Origin of the sequence: Phenylobacterium sp., from assembly GCF_030680185.1 — a bacterium.
In the GTDB taxonomy this organism is placed as follows: Bacteria; Pseudomonadota; Alphaproteobacteria; order Caulobacterales; family Caulobacteraceae; genus Phenylobacterium.
Map to the genome: position 1 here is coordinate 35,917 of NZ_JAUXVZ010000015.1, position 17,180 is coordinate 53,096.

Consider the following 17,180-nt stretch of genomic DNA (forward strand, 5'->3'; position numbering starts at 1 on the left):
AACCGCAGGGATGCGCGGCGCCTATTCTTCAGGCGCCCTAGAGGCTGAAATTCAGGCTGACGGCGCCGAGGCCACCGATCTCGGCCACCACCTTGTCGCCAGGCGAGACATTGGCCATCGGGCCGAGCGCGCCTGTCAGGACTAGCTCGCCCTTGCGCAGGGGATGGCCGAGCGCCGCTGAGCGCCGGGCCAGCCAGGCGGCGGCGTTCAGGGGACTGCCCAGGCAGTCGGCGCCCGTGCCTTGGGAGGCCCGCACGCCATTGACGCTCATGGTCATGGCGCAGCCGATCAGGTCGAGCCCGTCCAGCCGCCGCACCGGCCCGCCCAGGGCCACGAGGCCGGACGAGGCGTTGTCGGCCACGGTGTCGAGGATATTGATCTTCCAGTCGGCGATGCGGCTGGAAACGATCTCCACGGCCGGAACCACCCAGGCCACGGCCTCATAGAGATCGGCCACCGTGCAGTCGGGCAGGTCCAGGTCGCGGGCCAGGATCAGCGCCACCTCGGCCTCGACCTTGGGCTGCTGCAGGCGGGCGAAGGGCAGCTCCTCGTTGTCGCCAAACACCATGTCGGCAAACAGGTGGCCGAAGTCGGGCTCGGCGACCCCCAGCTGAGCCTGCACGGCCTTGGAGGTCAGGCCGATCTTGCGCCCGACGACGCGCCGTCCCTGGGCCGTCCAGTGACGGACCTGGGCCAGCTGCACCTCATAGGCGGCGGTCACGTCGCCGGGGGCGAAGGCGTCGCGGATCGGCGCCATGCGCGGCCCCTCATAGGCGTCCAGCAGTTGGCGGGCGAGCTGTTCGGTCTGGCTGGCCGGGCTCATGAGATCCTCCATAGGGGCTCGCGCGGCCTGCAAGACCGCCTCTTGTGTTCACGCCGTAATGTCATATCGTCATACAAACTTCAGTCAAATGGCGAGGGGCGATGTACGCCGCGCATTTCACCTTTTCCGATGGTCGCGTCACCTCGGTCCCGGTCGCGCCGGGCCAGACGGTGCTGGAGGCGGCGATGCAGATCGACGCGCCGATCCGCTATGACTGCGCCTCTGGGGAATGCGGCGCCTGCATCGCCCAGCTGACCTCGGGCGAGGCGGAGTTCGACGCCGCCGGCCCCTCGCCGATCTCGGCGGCCGAGGCGGCGACGGGTCTGCGGCCCACCTGCCAGACGCGGCTGAACGGCGATGCGGCCTTCGATCTGCCCTATGCGCTCGAGCCGCAGCCCTCGGCGCCCGCGCGCCATTCGACCCGGGTGAAGAAGGTGGAGCGCCTGTCGCAGAGTGTCTATCGCCTGTCGCTGGAGCGGCCGGAGGAATTCAGCTTTCAGAGCGGCCAGTATGTGCGCCTGCGGCCCCCCGGCAAGAGCGGGGCGCGGATCTACTCCATCGCCAGCGCCCCGTCCGACGAGAGCCAGCTCGAATTCCTGATCCGCCACGTGCCCGGCGGCCTGGCGTCGGAATGGGTGGCGACGGCGGCCAGCCCCGGCGACGCGGTCAAGATCCAGGGGCCGCTGGGCGCCTTCGCCAGCGATCCGCGGGCCAGCCGCCATGTCTTCGTGGTCGGCGGAACGGGCCTGGCCCCGGCGCTGTCCATGCTGCGCGACATGGCGCCCGGCGAGGGCGAGGTGGTGGTCTGTTTCGGCGTGACCAGCGCGCTGGACCTCTTCCATGTGGCCGAACTTCAGACCCTGGCCGCCGCCCATGGCCAGGCCCAGGCGCGGTTCGCCGTCTTCATCGGCGAGCCCGGACCCGCCGCGAGCCAGGGGACGGCGGTCTCGCTGCTGAAGGCGTCCGATGTGGCGGCCGGCAGCGCCTATTATCTCTGCGGACCCCCGGCCATGGTCGAGGCGGCGCGGACCACGCTCGCGGTGCTGGGCGCGCCCCTGTCTGCGATCCGGGCCGAGCGCTACCTGCCCAGCACTTAAAGGGCCAGCCAGGCGCGGATGCGGGCCGAAGCGGTCTCGGAGACCGCTTCCAGACCCAGAATCGCGCTCAACAGAATGCGCGCCTGGCTCGCCCCCAGGTCTTCGCTGAAGATGGCGCCGGCCTCGGCCAGCCGGGCGCCCGACGCATAGTCCGGAGCCACCTGGCCAAACGGGCAGCGGGAGGCCACCAGCACGACGACGCCGGCGGCGCAGGCTCTGGCGACAGCCTCGACCACGGCCGGGCTGGCGTTGCCGCGGCCCAGCGCCTGCAGCACGATCCCCCGGGCGCCAAGGCTGACCGCCGCATCTATTAGGCCGCCGCCGGAGCCCTGGCTGGCGGCGAGAATCTCCACCGATGTGTCGAGGCGCAGGTCGGGCAGGGCGGACGGTCGATCTCCAAGGCGCGGGAGCCGGGCCAGGACGTCCTCCACGCTTCCCGCCTCGCCCTGCCGGCTGGCGAATCCCGCCAGCTCAGAGGTGTGGGCCTTGAGCGCGCCGCGCGCCGGCATGACGCGGCCGCCAAAGGCCAGGAGCACGCCGCGGTCACGCGCCGCCGGATCTGCGGCCAGGGCCGCCGCGTCGGCCAGATTCTGGGCGCCGTCGAATTCCGGGTGGGCCGGCGCTCGCTGGGCGCCGGTGAAGACCAGGGGCAGGGGCGAGGTCCAGACGAGATCGGCGAGGAAGGCCGTCTCCTCCATGGTGTCGGTGCCATGGGCGACGACGATCCCGGCCAGGTCGTCTGCGCCCTCGGCCGCCGCCACCTGAGCCGCGCGCACGATGGCCGCGGCGTCGGCCAGGCTCAGTTCGTCGCTGAGGCCTGCATGCACCTGGCGCAGGCTGAGGCGAACGGCCCCGGCTTCGCCGCCAAGGGACAGGCCCTGACCGCCGCCCAGAACGCCGCGTGCGTCGGCTTGCGAACTGATGGTTCCACCGGCGTCCAGCACCAGGACGTGGCTCATGCCCAATCTCCGATCAGTTGCAGATTTTCGCCCCGGCAGCGTTCCAGGCGCTTGCATTGTATGACAATCGGACAATTGTTCGTCAAACGCCGCGGCCGATCAGGGTCGTGGCCAGTCTTGTGTGTCTGAGCTTACGATTCTGGAAGGCTATGAAATGGGGCGAATTCGACTGTGCACGGCGGCCGACGTGGCTGAGGGCCAGATCCTGAAGGTGGAGCCCGAGGGCATGGACCCCATCGCGCTCTGCCATGTGGATGGCGCCTTCCTGGCTGTCGAGGACGAATGCACCCACGCCATCGCGTCCCTGTCTGAGGGCCGGCTGGAGGGCGAGGTGATCTTCTGCCCGATGCATGGGGGCAGCTTCAATGTCCGGTCCGGCAAGGCCTGCAGCCTGCCCTGCAAATTCCCCTTGAAGACCTTCAAGGTCGAGGTCGAAGGCGGCGATGTCTGGCTTCTGGACGGGGCCGCCTGATGTCGGTCCCAGGCGAGGCCATGCCGGCGACCATAAGCCATCCCAGCCTGGCGCGGGCCTCGTCGTCCCTGGCCATCCTGGTGCTGGCCTACACCTTCTCGTTCATCGACCGGACGATCCTGGCCATGCTGGTGGGGCCGATCAAGGCTGAGCTCCATCTCAGCGACACCCAGATCAGCCTGCTGACCGGGCTGGCCTTCGCCATCTTCTATACCGCCCTTGGCCTGCCGTTCGGCATGATCGTCGACAAGGCCAGCCGGCGGGGCCTGGCCGCGGCCGGCGTCGCGGTCTGGAGCCTGATGACCGTGCTCTGCGGCGCGGCGACCAACTATTGGGGCCTGCTGGCCGCCCGCATCGGCGTGGCGACCGGGGAGGCGACCCTGTCGCCGGCGGCCTATTCCCTGATCCCGGACCTCTTCCGGCCCGAGCATCGCAGCCGGGCGCAAGGGGTCTACGCCATGGGCGCCTGCTTCGGCTCAGGGCTCGCCTTCCTGATCGGCGGCTGGACCATCATGGCCGTCTCGGGCCTGCCGCCGGTCAGCCTGCCGCTGCTCGGCGAATTCAGCGGCTGGCGCCTGGTCTTCCTGGTGGTCGGCGCGCCGGGCCTGCTGGTGGCGCTGCTGGTGCTGGCCGTGGCCGAGCCGCGGCGCAAGGCGGCGCGTCCCTCGCTCGCCAGTCCTTCACTCGCCAGTCCCTCGCTCGCCGCCCGGCCGGCTGCGGCTTTGAGCGCCCTGCGCCGCCACTGGCAAGCCTATGGGGTCGTCATCGTCGGCTGCTCGGTGGTCAATATCGCCTTCCACGGCCTCAGCGCCTGGGCGCCGACCCTGCTGGGACGGGTCCATCAGCTGGAACAGGGCCAGATCGGCCTGATCCTCGGCCTGGGCTTCCTCGGTCCCGGCTGCGTCGGCCTGCTGCTCGGCGGCTGGGTGGCCGACCGCTGGCTGGCCGCGGGGCGTATCGACGCCAATCTGCGCATGGCCCTGATCGGCGCCCTGGGGGCCGCGGCCATGCTCAGCGGCCTGATCCTGTCGCCGGGCCTCTTGGCCACCGTGGTCCTGCTCTACGGGGCGATCTTCATGATGATGTTTCCCATGGGCGCTGCGCCGGCCGCCCTGCAGATCATCTGTCCGCCGGACCTGCGCGGGCGGATCGCGGCGGTCTATATGCTGGCCCTGAACCTGATCGGCATGGGCGTCGGCCCCACCGCCGTGGCGCTGCTGACCGACTATGCGTTCGCAGATCCCCTGGCGGTCGGCCGCTCCATGGGACTGGTCGGCCTGACCGCCGGCCTGATCGCGGCCGGCCTGATCACCTTGGGCCGCCCCAGCTTCCGCGCCCTGGCGTCGCGCTAGCGGCCGACGGCGTAGGCCTGCATCAGGCGGGGCGTGGCGGCGGCCTTCAGGACGCCGTCGGCGCCGCGCTCGGCCGCGGTCAGCCGGCCCGCCGACCAGGCTGGCGCGACCTGGATGTCGTGGCCCCGGCGGCGCAGGTCGGCGATCACCGCCTCGCCCATGGACTCCTCGGCCACCGAGACGCCCGGCATGGCCTCCCGCGGATAGAAGGAGGAGGGGAAGTGGACGGTGTGGAACAGGGGCATGTCGATGGCCTGTTGCAGCCCCAACCCGTGATGGATCCGGCGCAGCAGCAGGGCGAGCTGCCACTGGTCCTGCTGGTCGCCGCCGGGCGTGCCGCAGACCAGGGCCGGGCGGCCGTCATGCAGGGCGAGCGTGGGGGTCAGAGTCGTGCGGGGCCGCTTGCCCGGCGCCAGGCTGGCGGGCAGGCCCTCGGTCAGCCAGAACATCTGCGCGCGCGTGTTCAGAGCGAAGCCCAGCTCGGGAATGGTCGGCGAGGACTGCGGCCAGCCCCCGGACGGGGTGGCCGACACCATGTTGCCCCAGGAATCGATGACATCCAGATGCACCGTGTCGCCGGGCTTCAGGGTGGGCTTGAGGTGGGCCATGGTCGGCTCGCCGACGCCCAGACCGCCGCCGTCGCCCGACGCCACGCGAACCATGCCTAGCGCCCGGGTCACCTGGTCTTCGAAGCCGGGAAGGACCCCAGGGCGGAGCTCGTGGGATGCCGCCTCTCCGATCAGGCCGCGACGGGCCGCGGCGTAGTCTTCGCCGAGCAGCGCGTCCAGCGGGACATCGACGAAATCGGGGTCGCCGTAATAGGCCTCGCGGTCGGCGAAGGCGAGCTTGGACGCCTCCAGCACCAGGTGGGCGAAGTCCGCGCCATTGGGATCGAGGCTGGCGAGATCGAAGCCGCGCAGCAGGCTCAGGGCCTGCAGCAGCACCGGCCCCTGGCCCCAGGGCCGGGTCTTGCAGATCGTCCAGCCGTGATAGTCGAGCGTGGCCGGCGCTTCATAGGCGGGCCGCCAGCCGGCCATGTCCTGGGCCGTCAGCAGGGCCTTGTGGCGGTGGCCGCTGGAATCCATCAGGGCCTCGGCTTGGCCGAACCGCCCGATGGCCTCGGCCACGAAGCCCTCGTACCAGGCGCTGAGCGCCCGCTCGATCTGAACCTCCCGCGCGCCTTGGCCGGCCTGGGCGAGAATGCGCTTCCAGGTCGAGGCCAGGGTCGGGTTGCGGAACAGGGCGTGGGGCTGGGGCGCCTCGCCGCCGGGCAGCCAGACCGGCGCTGAGGTCGGCCATTCGGTGGTGAAGGCGTCTTTCAGTTCAGCCAGGGCGCGGGAGACGCCGGGCAGCAGGGGATGGCCGTGCTCGGCATAGCCGATGGCCGGCGCCATCACCTCCTCCAGCCGCAGGCGGCCGTGGTCGCGCAGCAGGGTCAGCCAGGCGCCGAAGGAGCCAGGGACCACGGCCGAGATCAGGCCTGATCCCGGCACGGCGTCGAGGCCCAGATCGCGGAAGGCGGCGATGGTGGCGGCGGCCGGCGCCGGGCCCTGGCCGCAGAGCACCTCGATCTTGCCCGTAGCGGCGCTGTGGAAGATGATCGGGACCTCGCCGGCCGGTCCGCACAGATGCGGCTCCACCACCTGCAGGCAGAAGCCGGCCGCCACGGCGGCGTCGAAGGCGTTGCCGCCCCGCTCCAGCATGGCCATGCCCACCTGGGAGGCGATCCAGTGGGTGGAGGTGACGACGCCGAACGTGCCGCGGATCTCCGGGCGGGTGGTGAACATGGCTGGCTCCTGGCTGGTCTCCCGACCTCGCCCGCCGCACCAGCGGGGTCAATATGATTGTCATACAATATAATGCGCCGTCTCGAGGCGCCTGGGATGTGACCAAAAGGCGGGATCGCTCGTCATCCCAGGCGATTTTCCAGGGTCGAAGCGGCCGCCGGGCGCACCAGAGAGCCGCAATTGCGGCCGAGGCGCCCGTCGGCTGCACAAAGGCAAAGCTGGGCGCCCAAGCTTTTGGCGTCAGGCGGAAATCGACCGGATGCGGACGGCGCGGGCGGGTCGGCCCGCGTGTATGACTGTAGGTTTGTCTGACAAACTATAGGCCTCCAGACGGAGACGGGGGCATGGCGAGGCGCAAAAAAACCAGGCGTCCCGTCAGCGTCTCCCTGAGGGCCGCCCTGCCGCAAGACATAGATTGGGGATAGATCAACATGTCGCACACCGCACTGCGCCGCCAAGGCGGCTTCCGGCTTCGCCGGTCCCTGGGGCTTCTGGCCTCGACCAGCGCGGTGGCGCTGGGGCTGATGGCCGGACAGGCCCAGGCTCAGGCTGCGGCCGAGCCTGAAACCCTGTCGGAGCTGGTGGTCACCGCCGCCCGCCGCGGCGCGGTCTCGGTGGCCGACACGCCGCTGGCCGTCACCGCCTTTTCGGGGCAGCAGCTGGAAGAGCAGGGGATCAGCAGCCTGCAGGATCTGACCCGCCTGGATCCGTCCCTCAACGTCCAGAGCTTCGGCGCCTCGCAGACCAAGGTGGTCATCCGCGGCATCGAATCGAACGTCGGCGCCACGTCGGGCGTCTATCTCGACGAAGCGCCCCTGGTGGGCGGCCTGGGTGGCAACATCCTGGGCGACGGCAAGCCGGGCGTGCGCCTGCACGATATCCAGCATGTGGAGGTTCTCAAGGGGCCGCAGGGCACCCTGTTCGGCTCCAGCTCCATGAGCGGCACCCTGCGGGTGATCACCCGCAAGCCCGACCTTCTCGAGTTCGGCGGTCGGGTCGAGGCTTCGGCGGCTACGGTCAAGGGCGGCGACGAGTTCTTCGACGGCTCGGCGACCCTGAACGTGCCGATCACAGAGGACACCCTGGGCGTGCGCATCACCGGCTGGGGCGAGAGCGGCGGCGGCTATGTGGATCAGACGATCAATGGCGCGCTGTATGAGAACAACAACAACGCCCATGTGAAGGGCGGCCGCATCGTCGGCCTCTGGCGGCCGACCGACAATTTCAACCTGACGGCCATGGCTCTGCATCAGGAGATCGATGTCGACGGGACCCAGGCCTGGCTGCAGGCCGACGGCGCCTATGAGACCACCTCGCCGACGATCGAGTTCTACCGGGACAACTACAACCTCTATTCGGTGACCGGCGAGTACGATCTGGGCTTCGGCTCGGTGATTGCGTCCACCTCCTATTCCAGCCAGCGGGTGACCAACCCCAAGGACAGCACGCCGACCGCCAACAGCTTCGGCCTGCCGGGTTCGACCCTGTTCATCGCCTCGGTGGACTTCCGCAATGTGGTGTCGGAGCTGCGCTTCTCGTCGGACTTCGACGGGCCGTTCCAGCTGGTGACGGGCGGCTATTACGAAAACAGCCAGAGCACCTATCAGACCAATTCGGTGCTCGCGACCTCGACTGGCACGGCCCTCTGCTACAGCTATGACGAATGCGTCGCCAAGGGCCTGCACCGGCCGGGCCGCGGCAACAGCCTCTATGAGTTCGGCACCCGCACCAAGCGGGGCGTGGGCCAGTACGCCCTGTTCGCCCAGGGCGATTACGAGATCACCGACACGCTGACGGCCACGGTCGGCATCCGGTATTTCGAGGCCAGCATCCACGACACGGTGGTCAATCTGCAGACCGTGTTCCCGGACTATATCTTCGGCCAGGTGACCACACCCTCGATCACCGGCGACAGCCGCGGCTCCAACTCGCACACCAGCTACAACTACTCGCTGATGTGGAAGGCGACCCCGGACATCAACGTCTATGCCCGCGCCGCGTCGGGCTTCCGCCTGGGCGGGGTCAATACCGCCACCTCCCTGGCCCAGCAGGCCGGCGTCGTCTTCCCCGGCACCTACAATCCCGACAGCCTGTGGAACTACGAAGCCGGCGTGAAGAGCTACTGGCTCGACCGCAGGCTCTATGCCGACGTGTCGGTCTATCGGATCGACTGGAGCGACCAGCAGCTCTCGGCCCAGGCGGCCGGCGCCTTCGGCTACACGATCAACGCCGGCAAGACCGAGGTGAACGGCGTCGAGGTGAACGGCTCGTTCGATCCCATGCCTGGCCTGAACATCGCCGGCAGCATCAACTATGTGGACGCGAAGCTGGCCGAGGATCTGCCCGCCGACGTCTTCGCCGCCGGCACCTTCGGTTATGAGGGCGACGACATCCCGCTGACGCCCAACTGGTCCTATTCGCTGCAGGCCAGCTACGAACAGCCGCTGGCCTATGGCCTGGATGGCTATGTGCAGGGCGGCCTCGCCTATCGCGGGGAGTCCTTCACCACCTTCAACAGCCAGAACGAGTATTACACCAAGCTTCCGGCCTACACCCTGGTCAACGCCAAGATCGGCGTGCGCCGGGACAACTGGGACCTGGCCCTCTTTGCGAACAATCTCGGCAATGAGGCGGCCTATATCGGCGTCGTGGAATCCCCCGACGGCATCCGGGTCTTCTCGCCCCGTCCGCGCAGCATCGGCGTGCGGGTCAGCAGCACCTTCTGATCGAGTTGAGGGGGAGCCGTCGCCGCCTGCGGCGGCTCCCGCCTCGATGCGCTACCCGGCCCTGGCGCTCAGGTGCGCCAGCACCGCCAGCCGGCAGGCCGAGGCCAGGCCCTGGTCCCCGCGGGCCAGGTCGATCTCGGTGACCAGGGCCGCCAGGCTCAGGCCCCGATGGGCGGCCAGGTCCTCCAGCGCCGCCCAGAACTGGGGCTCCAGCGCCACCGAGGTGGCGTGGCCGGCCAGCAGGACGGATCTCTTCTTCAGGCGCGTCATGGCTCTTTCCTGAGCCTTTTCTTGCGCGGGGGAAACACCGCGGCAATCCTTCTTGGGCATTGATAGATCGTGACGCTGGCGTCATCTTTGGCGTCCGCCCGGGAGATCTGACCCATGAGCCTCGCCTCAGACAGGTACGCCCCCACATCGGCCCGAGCCCCTGCGCCAGAGCGCCTGCCCAAGCCCAGGCTCCAGTGGGGCGCGGCGCTCAAGGCCCTGCGCCGCCTGCTGGCCGACAAGGACGACACCGTCCAGGTGTTCGAGATCATGCGCGCTCTGAATGGCGGCGCCTCGGCCTGGGGCTATCACCGCCTGCTGGAGACGCCGCAGGGCGGCCGTATCGCCTATGAGCGGGCAGAGCTCGAGGCCCGGCTGATGGATGACGCCTGGCTCGACAGTCTGCCGCAGGGCTCTGTCGGCCACGCCTATCGCGACTTCGTGCGCAGCGAGCAACTCTCGGCCGAGGGCCTGGCCCAGATCAGCCGGGTGGGCGCCAAGCCCATCGAGGTGATGCATCCCTATGCCTGGTTCGGCCGGCGCACGCGCGACGTGCATGACATCTGGCACATCCTCAGCGGCTATCATCGTGACGGCCTGGGGGAGGCGTGTCTGGTGGCCTTTTCCTACGCCCAGACCCGAGGCCTGGGCTGGGCGCTGATCGCCGTGGGCGGCGCCCTTCGCGGCCGCAAGGCCAAACACCCCTACGCCAAGGCCATCTGGCAGGGCTATCAGCGGGGCAGGGCGGCGGCCTGGCTGCTGGGCGAAGACTATGAGGCCCTGATGGCCGAACCCCTGGATGCGGCGCGCCGGCGGCTGAACATCACCCCGCCGACCATCTATGACGCCATCCCGCCTGAGGCCCGCGACGAGGCGCAGGCGTAAGCGGAGAGGACGGTCAGTCGTCGTCGCGGCGGGCCTGGTCGAGCTTGCTGCGCTGGCGTTCGGCTTCCAGTTGCTCGGCCAGGGTTTGGGCCTTCGCGCGGCCGTGGCTCACGCGATTGGCCTTGGCCTGCGCCTGGGTCTCGGCCTTGGTCCTGGCCTTGCGCACCTTGTTCAGATTGACGATTTCGCCCATCGGTCCTCTCCGCCGGTCCGGGAAAGCCTGCGCCGCGCCGACGGGTTTCGCAAGGCCGCGCGACGCCATCCGGACCCGGCGCATTCTCGACACCGATGCGCGAATGGTGCACTCAGGGGCTGTGTGAAGGGGGGCCGAATTGGCCGGCAGATCAGTTTCGACGGTGCTCAGGCGGCTGCGTCGTACGACGCCGGTCCTGCCCGTCCTGATCCTGGTCCTGGGCCTGACCGCAACGGTCGCCGGCGCCCTGCTGGTCGATCGCCTGGGCGATATCCGCGACCGCCAGCGGTTCGACAGCGTGGTCGATCAGGCCAACAACGCCCTGGGCGGCCAGCTCCAGACCTATGTCGCCATCCTCCACGCCGGCGCCGGGCTGTTCGCCGCCAGCCAGGAGGTGACCCATGATGAGTTCCGCGCCTTCGCCGAGCGGGTCGACCTGAGCGGGCGCTATGTCGGCATCCAGGGCCTGGGCTTTTCGGCGCGGATTCCGCCCGGCGGCGACGCGGCCCTGGCGGCGCGGATGCGAGCAGGGGGGCGGCCGGCCTTCACCTTCCATCGCCCCCCAGGCCCGCCCGCCGACGAACGGCACGCCGTCCTGTTCCTGGAGCCCGAGGACGCGCGAAACCGGGCGGCCATCGGCTTTGACATGTACGCCGATCCCGTCCGCCGTCAGGCCATGGCCCGGGCGCGCGACACCGGACTGGCGGCCATGTCGGGCAAGGTCGAGCTGATCCAGGAAATCGACGCCGACAAGCAGGCCGGCTTCCTGATCTACGAGCCGGTCTATGTTGGCGGCGACCGGCCGGAGACGCAGGAGGCGCGGCGCAGCGCCCTGCTGGGCTTCGTCTACGCCCCGTTTCGCGCCGATGACCTGCTGCAGGCGGTGTTCGCTGGTATCGACCAGGGCGAGTTCGGCTACGCCGTCTACAATGGCGAGGTGGCGCCGGAAAATCTGTTGGCGGCGAGCCTCCCGCCCGGGGGCGCAGTTCCCGTATCGGCCATGTCGGCGACGCGCCAGGTGTCGGTGGCCGGCGGAACCTGGACGATCGTCTATGAGGCAGGCCCCCGGTTCGGACCCAGCGCCGCCCACCAGCTGGCCTGGGTCTTCGCCTTCGGTGGGCTTCTGGCGACAGGCCTTGTGGCCATCGCCACCTGGCGGCAGGGCAAGGCCCGCATGGCCGCCGAGCGGGAGTTGTCGGCCCGCACCGCCATCGAGGCCCGGCAGAAGCTGCTGCTCGACGAGCTGAACCACCGGGTCAAGAACACGCTGGCCACTGTGCAGTCCATCGCCGCCCAGAGCCTGCGGCAGACCGGCGATGTGGAAAGCGTGCGGCGTAATTTCGAGGATCGGCTGATCGCCCTGTCCCACGCCCACAACCTGCTGACCCGGGACGCCTGGCGCGGCGCCAACCTGGCCGAACTGGCCGAAATCGAGCTGCGGCCCTATGCCGGGGCCGATGGCGCGCGGATCGAGATCGTCGGACCCGCCGCCTGGCTGTCGCCGAACACCGCGGTGGCCATGAGCATGGCGCTGCACGAGCTCACCACCAATGCGGTCAAGTACGGCGCCCTGTCCAACGCCGAGGGCCATGCCGCCCTGGAATGGACGCTGACCCCGGTGAGCGCCGATCAGGAGCGCCTGACCCTGGTGTGGGAGGAGCACGGCGGCCCGCCGGTCACGCCGCCGAAGCGGCGGGGATTCGGCTCACGCCTGATTGTCGGGGGCTTGGCCCATCAGTTGGACGGGGAGGTCGATCTGAGCTTTCGTCCCCAGGGCGTGCGCTGCGTCATCACCTTCCTGGCGCCCAGTCAGGTGGCCAACGAGATGATGGCGGTCGGCCAGGTGGCGTGAACCGGATCGGTCTCAGGGCGTTCGTCTTGCAAGCCCCTCAAGACGGAGATGCAAGATGATCCAAGCGGCTGAAATCAAGGAACATATGGAAGTCGTGGGCTCGGATGGCGACCATGTCGGCCGCGTCGACCACGTGGTCGGCACGGAGATCGAGCTGGCCAAGTTCGACATGGGCGCCGGTCTCAAGCACCACATGATTCCCCTGACCTGGGTGGACCGCATCGAAGACGACAAGGTCTGCCTGAACCTGACCAAGGATGCGGCAAAGTCGTCCTGGCGCGAAAAGCACTAGGCTCGACAGGCCCTGTGGGCGGTTCGGCCCCTCCGACGCGGAGGGGCCGTTCGCCTATTTGACCGAGGCGCAGAAGCGCTGAATGCGTCCGCAGGCGTCCTCCAGCACGGCGTTGCTGGTAGCGTAGGAGATGCGGAAGAAGGGCGACAGGCCAAAGGCCTCGCCAAACACCACCGCCACGCCCTCGGCTTCGAGCAGTTCGTTGGCGAAGTCCTTGTCCGAGCCGATGACATTGCCGCTCGGCGCCGTCTTGCCGATCAGCCCCTCGCAGGACGGATAGACATAGAAGGCGCCCTCCGGCGTCGGGCACTTCAGGCCGGTGGCCTGATTCAGCATCGAGACCACCAGATCGCGACGCCCCTGGAACAGCTTGGCGTTGGGCTTGATGAAGTCCTGCGGGCCGTTCAGGGCCTCCACCGCCGCCCATTGCGACACCGACGAGGGGTTGGAGGTCGATTGGCTCATCACCTTGGCCATCAACTTGATCAGCTCTTCGGGGCCGGCCGCATAGCCGATCCGCCAGCCGGTCATGGCGTAGGCCTTGGAGACCCCATTCATGGTCAGCGTGCGGTCATAGAGGCCAGGCTCGACCTGGGCGATGGTCACGAACTCCATGTCGTCGAACAGCAGGTGTTCGTACATGTCGTCGGTGAGGATCCACACGTTCGGATGGCGCATCAGCACATCGGCCAGCGCCTTCAGCTCGGCGCGCGTATAGGCCGCGCCTGACGGGTTGGACGGCGAGTTCAGGAACACCCAGCGGGTCCTGGGCGTGATCGCCTTGTCCAGGTCTTCGGGGAGCAGCTTGAAGCCGGTCTCGGCGGTGGTCGGCGCAAAGACAGGCGTGCCGCCGGCCAGCAGCACCATGTCGGGATAGCTGACCCAGTAAGGCGTCGGGATCACCACCTCGTCGCCCGGGTTCAGGGTGGCCATCATGGCGTTGAAGATCACCGGCTTGCCGCCGGGCGACACGTTCACCTGGCTCGCCTTATAGGTCAGGCCGTTCTCGCGGGCGAACTTGGCGACGATGGCCTCCTTCAGCTCGGGAATGCCGTCGACGGTGGTGTACTTGGTCTTGCCGTCCTGGATGGCCTTGATGGCCGCGTCCTTGATGTTCTGCGGCGTGTCGAAGTCTGGCTCGCCGGCCCCCAGGCTGATGATGTCGCGGCCCTGGGCCTTCAGTTCACGCGCCTTCTGGTCGGTCGCCATGGTGGCGGACGGCTTGACGCGGGCGAGCGTGGACGATTGCAGCGACATGGGGGCTGACTCCCTTTGGAGCGAGTGGGGAAGACGGCGGGTTTAACTCAAGGTATGGCCCGCGCAAACCCGGCTGCGGTGGGAACGGCGCGATAGGCGCGGCCGTTTGCGTCTCGGCCACAGCACAGCCGTATGACGACAGAAGTCTTCCATGATCCGAACGATCCTGATCCTCGCCCTGCTGACGCCGCTGGCCGCCTGTGGCGAGGGCGCGCCCGAGCCCACGCCGGCGGCAGACCCATCGCCTGTGGGGACTGAAGCGGCGTCGAATCCGACAGGTCAGCCGCCCTATGTGGGGCGCTGGGCGGCGAATCCGGCCCTGTGCGCCAACCGGGCCTGGGAGTTTCGCCATGACGGCCTGACGGCGCCTGGGGACGTGGCGTGCCGGTTCGAGGGCGTGGCGGCTCTCGATAAGGGCTATGAGATCGCCGCCCTCTGCACCTCGCAGGCGCCGCCTGAAAGCCGGCGGCTCAATCTCAGCTTCGGGTCGACGGGGTGGACCATGAGCGTCCAGGGCGCGCCGGGCGGCGAGGCCCCCACCCTGGTTCGCTGCGAGACCTGAGGCGAGGCCATCGGCGGGGCGGCGGCACGCTTGACCCATGGCTCAGGATCGGCGAGGCGTGCGCCATGCGCCGCCTGTTTCGGTTTCTGACCAATATGGACGCCCGCGCCTGGCGGGGCGTGGCGGTCTCCTTCGTGCTGTTCGGCGGCGTCGGCCTGGTCTTTCTGTTCGGCGCCCAGGTGCTGGGCTTTGACGGCGAAGCCACGGTGGAACAGTGGCTGGGCATGGCCGCCCATAGCCCGCTGGCGCTGCCGGCGGCCGTGGCGGCCTTCGCCCTGCTGGCCTTTGTGGGGGTGCCGCAGTTCGTCCTGATCGCCGCCGCCGTGGTGGCTTTCGGCCCCTGGACCGGCTTCGCCTATAGCTGGATCGGAACGCTCGCCTCATCCCTGGTGGGCTTCTTCATCGGCCGGGTGGCCGGGGGGAAGGTGCTGGACGCGTTCGCCGGCGACGGCGTCCGGCAGTTCATGGCCCTGGTGGGACGTAACGGCTTCTGGGCCAGCCTGATCGTGCGGCTGGTGCCCTCGGCCCCCTTCATCGTCGTCAATATGGCCGCCGGCGTGACGCCGATGCGGCTGTTCCACTTCTTCGCCGGCACCGCGCTCGGCATCATCCCGAAGATCGGCGTCACCGCCTTCGCCGGCAACTCTATCGCCCAGGCCATGCGGGGCGGGGGAGCCGGGCACATCGGCCTGTTGGTCGCCATCGTTGTCGGCTGGGTGGTCATGGGCTGGTTCGCCCGCAAGTGGCTGAAATCCCGCGAGGCCGCCGCCGTGGCAAAGGGGCCGCCCGAGCCCGGCGCCTGAAGCCTGGAGGCCTCGGCGCAAGGATCATCCCTCGCGCCCGCCATCTCGAGATCTTCTGAGCAATTCTGTTGCGCCAAGGCCTGCGGTTCGCTAAGAACTCGCCCATGTCTACGCAGCGCGACAACCTGCTTCTTGGCCGTTCGCTGGGGCTTAGCCGCCCCTGGGCGCCCCTGTAGGCTCGCGCGAAAGTTCGCGGGGCCGGGCGCTCAGGGGATGACCCCGCCGCCCGACCTTTCTAGAATGAGCTCCCGCGAAGAGATCCTGATATGACTTTCCAAGCTTCCAACGCCGCGCCCGAACGCGATCGCGTCATCGTATTCGACACCACCATGCGTGATGGCGAGCAGTCGCCCGGCGCCTCCATGTCCTTGGAGGAGAAGCTGGAGCTCGCCAAGATCCTGGAGGAGATGCGCGTCGATGTGATCGAGGCCGGCTTCCCCATCGCCTCCAACGGCGACTTCGAAGCGGTGCGCCAGATCTCCGAGATCGTCACCGAAAGCACCGTCTGCGGCCTGGCCCGGGCCGCGGCCATCGACATCGAGCGCTGCGCCGAGGCGATCCGCCCGGCCAAGCGCGGCCGCATCCATACCTTCCTGTCCACCAGCCCCTCGCACCGGGATCACATCCTGAAGATGAGCCAGGAGGATATCCTGGAGGCCATCACCCGCTCGGTGACCCACGCCCGCAACCTGTGCGACGACGTGGAATGGTCGGCCCAGGACGCCACCCGCACGGAGCAGGACTTCCTGCGCCGCTGCGTCGAGGCCGCCATCAAGGCCGGGGCCAAGACGGTGAACATCCCCGACACCGTCGGCTACACCTATCCGTCGGAATATGAGGCGGTGTTCCGCGACCTGGTGGAGAACGTCCCCGGTATCGACAACATCATCCTGTCCACCCACTGCCACAATGACCTGGGCCTGGCCGTGGCCAACAGCCTGGCCGGCGTGCAGGGCGGGGCGCGCCAGGTCGAGGTGGCGATCAACGGCATCGGCGAGCGGGCCGGCAATGCGGCCCTGGAAGAGGTGGTCATGGCGCTGAAGGTGCGCGGCGACCGTCTGCCCTATTTCACCGGCGCCGAGACCCAGCACATCACCCGCGCCAGCCGCTACGTCTCGGCCATCACCGGCTTCCCGGTGCAGTTCAACAAGGCGATCGTCGGCAAGAACGCCTTCGCCCATGAGAGCGGCATCCACCAGGACGGCATGCTGAAGGACCGCGGCACCTACGAGATCATGACGCCGGAAAGCGTCGGGCAGGGCGCGTCCAACCTGGTCATGGGCAAGCACTCCGGCCGCCATGCCTTCCGCGAAAAGCTGAAGGCGCTCGGCTACGAGCTGGGCCAGAACGCCCTGAACGAAGCCTTCCAGCGCTTCAAGGACCTGGCTGACAAGAAGAAGCACGTCTTCGACGACGACATCGTGGCCCTGGTCGACGACGCCCTGGCCTCCGGCGCAGACCGCATCCAGGTCAAGCACCTGCGGGTGATCGCCGGCACTGAAGGGCCGCAGGAGGCGCATCTGACGGTGACGGTCGAGGGCGTCGAGCGTGCGGCCACGGCCACGGGCGACGGGCCGGTGGATGCGGTGTTCAACGCCATCCACGAGGTGGTGCCGCACACCGCCATCCTGCGCCTGTTCCAGGTGCATGCGGTCACCGAGGGCACCGACGCCCAGGCCCAGGTCTCCGTCCGTCTGGAGGAGGACGGCCGTATAGCCACCGGCCAGGCGGCCGACACCGATACGCTGACGGCCTCGGCCAAGGCCTATGTGAACGCGCTGAACAACCTCTTCGCCCGCAAGGAAAAGACCGCGCCGGACGCCATCGCCAGCGGCTTCTGATCGCGCGACGTC

Annotated in this window: 16 protein-coding genes; 10 read left to right on the forward strand and 6 right to left on the reverse strand. The window is 68.9% G+C overall.

Annotated features, from left to right (window positions below):
- Nucleotides 1–37: 37 nt before the first annotated feature.
- On the reverse strand, nucleotides 38–823 hold the full coding sequence (gene mhpD, locus Q8L83_RS03235; protein WP_305284709.1) for a 2-keto-4-pentenoate hydratase: 786 nt from the start codon (nucleotides 821–823) through the stop codon (nucleotides 38–40).
- Between the two features lie 101 nt (nucleotides 824–924).
- Between mhpD and Q8L83_RS03240 the strand changes: the two genes are divergently transcribed.
- The gene (locus Q8L83_RS03240; RefSeq protein ID WP_305284710.1) at nucleotides 925–1,920 is read left to right on the forward strand and encodes a 2Fe-2S iron-sulfur cluster binding domain-containing protein; all 996 of its coding nucleotides are present in this window, start codon (nucleotides 925–927) and stop codon (nucleotides 1,918–1,920) included.
- Here the strand turns inward: Q8L83_RS03240 and Q8L83_RS03245 are convergent.
- The gene (locus Q8L83_RS03245) at nucleotides 1,917–2,879 is read right to left on the reverse strand and encodes an asparaginase (protein ID WP_305284711.1); all 963 of its coding nucleotides are present in this window, start codon (nucleotides 2,877–2,879) and stop codon (nucleotides 1,917–1,919) included. The genes Q8L83_RS03240 and Q8L83_RS03245 overlap by 4 nt on opposite strands.
- Nucleotides 2,880–3,000: 121 nt before the next feature.
- On the opposite strand from Q8L83_RS03245, the gene Q8L83_RS03250 reads away from it, so the two are divergent.
- Nucleotides 3,001–3,351, forward strand: coding sequence for a non-heme iron oxygenase ferredoxin subunit (locus Q8L83_RS03250; RefSeq protein WP_305284712.1), 351 nt, complete (start codon nucleotides 3,001–3,003; stop codon nucleotides 3,349–3,351).
- A 20-nt stretch (nucleotides 3,352–3,371) separates the two neighbouring features.
- Nucleotides 3,372–4,703: an MFS transporter gene (locus tag Q8L83_RS03255; protein ID WP_305284713.1), complete on the forward strand. Its 1,332-nt coding sequence runs from the start codon at nucleotides 3,372–3,374 to the stop codon at nucleotides 4,701–4,703.
- Here the strand turns inward: Q8L83_RS03255 and Q8L83_RS03260 are convergent.
- Nucleotides 4,700–6,490: a gamma-glutamyltransferase family protein gene (locus Q8L83_RS03260; RefSeq protein WP_305284714.1), complete on the reverse strand. Its 1,791-nt coding sequence runs from the start codon at nucleotides 6,488–6,490 to the stop codon at nucleotides 4,700–4,702. The two genes, Q8L83_RS03255 and Q8L83_RS03260, sit on opposite strands and share 4 nt — an antisense overlap.
- Before the next feature lie 431 nt (nucleotides 6,491–6,921).
- Between Q8L83_RS03260 and Q8L83_RS03265 the strand changes: the two genes are divergently transcribed.
- Nucleotides 6,922–9,216 (forward strand): TonB-dependent receptor, encoded by a 2,295-nt coding sequence (locus Q8L83_RS03265; RefSeq protein WP_305284715.1) that lies wholly within the window; start codon nucleotides 6,922–6,924, stop codon nucleotides 9,214–9,216.
- A 51-nt stretch (nucleotides 9,217–9,267) separates the two neighbouring features.
- On the opposite strand, the gene Q8L83_RS03270 is transcribed toward Q8L83_RS03265, so the two are convergent.
- Nucleotides 9,268–9,486 carry a ribbon-helix-helix domain-containing protein gene (locus Q8L83_RS03270; protein ID WP_305284716.1) on the reverse strand — a complete coding sequence of 73 codons (219 nt, stop codon included), beginning with the start codon at nucleotides 9,484–9,486 and terminating at the stop codon, nucleotides 9,268–9,270.
- Nucleotides 9,487–9,600: 114 nt separating this feature from the next.
- Between Q8L83_RS03270 and Q8L83_RS03275 the strand changes: the two genes are divergently transcribed.
- Nucleotides 9,601–10,368 carry a Coq4 family protein gene (locus tag Q8L83_RS03275; RefSeq protein ID WP_305284717.1) on the forward strand — a complete coding sequence of 256 codons (768 nt, stop codon included), beginning with the start codon at nucleotides 9,601–9,603 and terminating at the stop codon, nucleotides 10,366–10,368.
- 13 nt (nucleotides 10,369–10,381) lie between these two features.
- Here Q8L83_RS03275 and Q8L83_RS03280 read toward each other — a convergent pair whose 3' ends face one another.
- On the reverse strand, nucleotides 10,382–10,561 hold the full coding sequence (locus Q8L83_RS03280; protein ID WP_305284718.1) for a DUF4169 family protein: 180 nt from the start codon (nucleotides 10,559–10,561) through the stop codon (nucleotides 10,382–10,384).
- Between the two features lie 139 nt (nucleotides 10,562–10,700).
- On the opposite strand from Q8L83_RS03280, the gene Q8L83_RS03285 reads away from it, so the two are divergent.
- Entirely contained in the window at nucleotides 10,701–12,413 is a 1,713-nt protein-coding gene (locus Q8L83_RS03285; protein WP_305284719.1) for a CHASE domain-containing protein, read from the forward strand.
- A 55-nt stretch (nucleotides 12,414–12,468) separates the two neighbouring features.
- Nucleotides 12,469–12,705, forward strand: a complete 237-nt coding sequence (locus Q8L83_RS03290) for a DUF2171 domain-containing protein (protein WP_305284720.1) — start codon at nucleotides 12,469–12,471, stop codon at nucleotides 12,703–12,705.
- A gap of 54 nt (nucleotides 12,706–12,759) precedes the next feature.
- Here the strand turns inward: Q8L83_RS03290 and Q8L83_RS03295 are convergent, their stop codons facing one another.
- Nucleotides 12,760–13,962, reverse strand: coding sequence for a pyridoxal phosphate-dependent aminotransferase (locus Q8L83_RS03295; RefSeq protein WP_305284721.1), 1,203 nt, complete (start codon nucleotides 13,960–13,962; stop codon nucleotides 12,760–12,762).
- A 151-nt stretch (nucleotides 13,963–14,113) separates the two neighbouring features.
- On the opposite strand from Q8L83_RS03295, the gene Q8L83_RS03300 reads away from it, so the two are divergent.
- The 3 genes from Q8L83_RS03300 to Q8L83_RS03310 all read left to right on the forward strand — a co-directional run bounded on the left by Q8L83_RS03300 (nucleotide 14,114) and on the right by Q8L83_RS03310 (nucleotide 17,168).
- The gene (locus Q8L83_RS03300) at nucleotides 14,114–14,524 is read left to right on the forward strand and encodes a hypothetical protein (RefSeq protein WP_305284722.1); all 411 of its coding nucleotides are present in this window, start codon (nucleotides 14,114–14,116) and stop codon (nucleotides 14,522–14,524) included.
- Between the two features lie 65 nt (nucleotides 14,525–14,589).
- Nucleotides 14,590–15,327, forward strand: coding sequence for a TVP38/TMEM64 family protein (locus tag Q8L83_RS03305; RefSeq protein ID WP_305284723.1), 738 nt, complete (start codon nucleotides 14,590–14,592; stop codon nucleotides 15,325–15,327).
- 266 nt (nucleotides 15,328–15,593) lie between these two features.
- Nucleotides 15,594–17,168: a 2-isopropylmalate synthase gene (locus tag Q8L83_RS03310; RefSeq protein ID WP_305284724.1), complete on the forward strand. Its 1,575-nt coding sequence runs from the start codon at nucleotides 15,594–15,596 to the stop codon at nucleotides 17,166–17,168.
- Nucleotides 17,169–17,180: the final 12 nt, after the last annotated feature.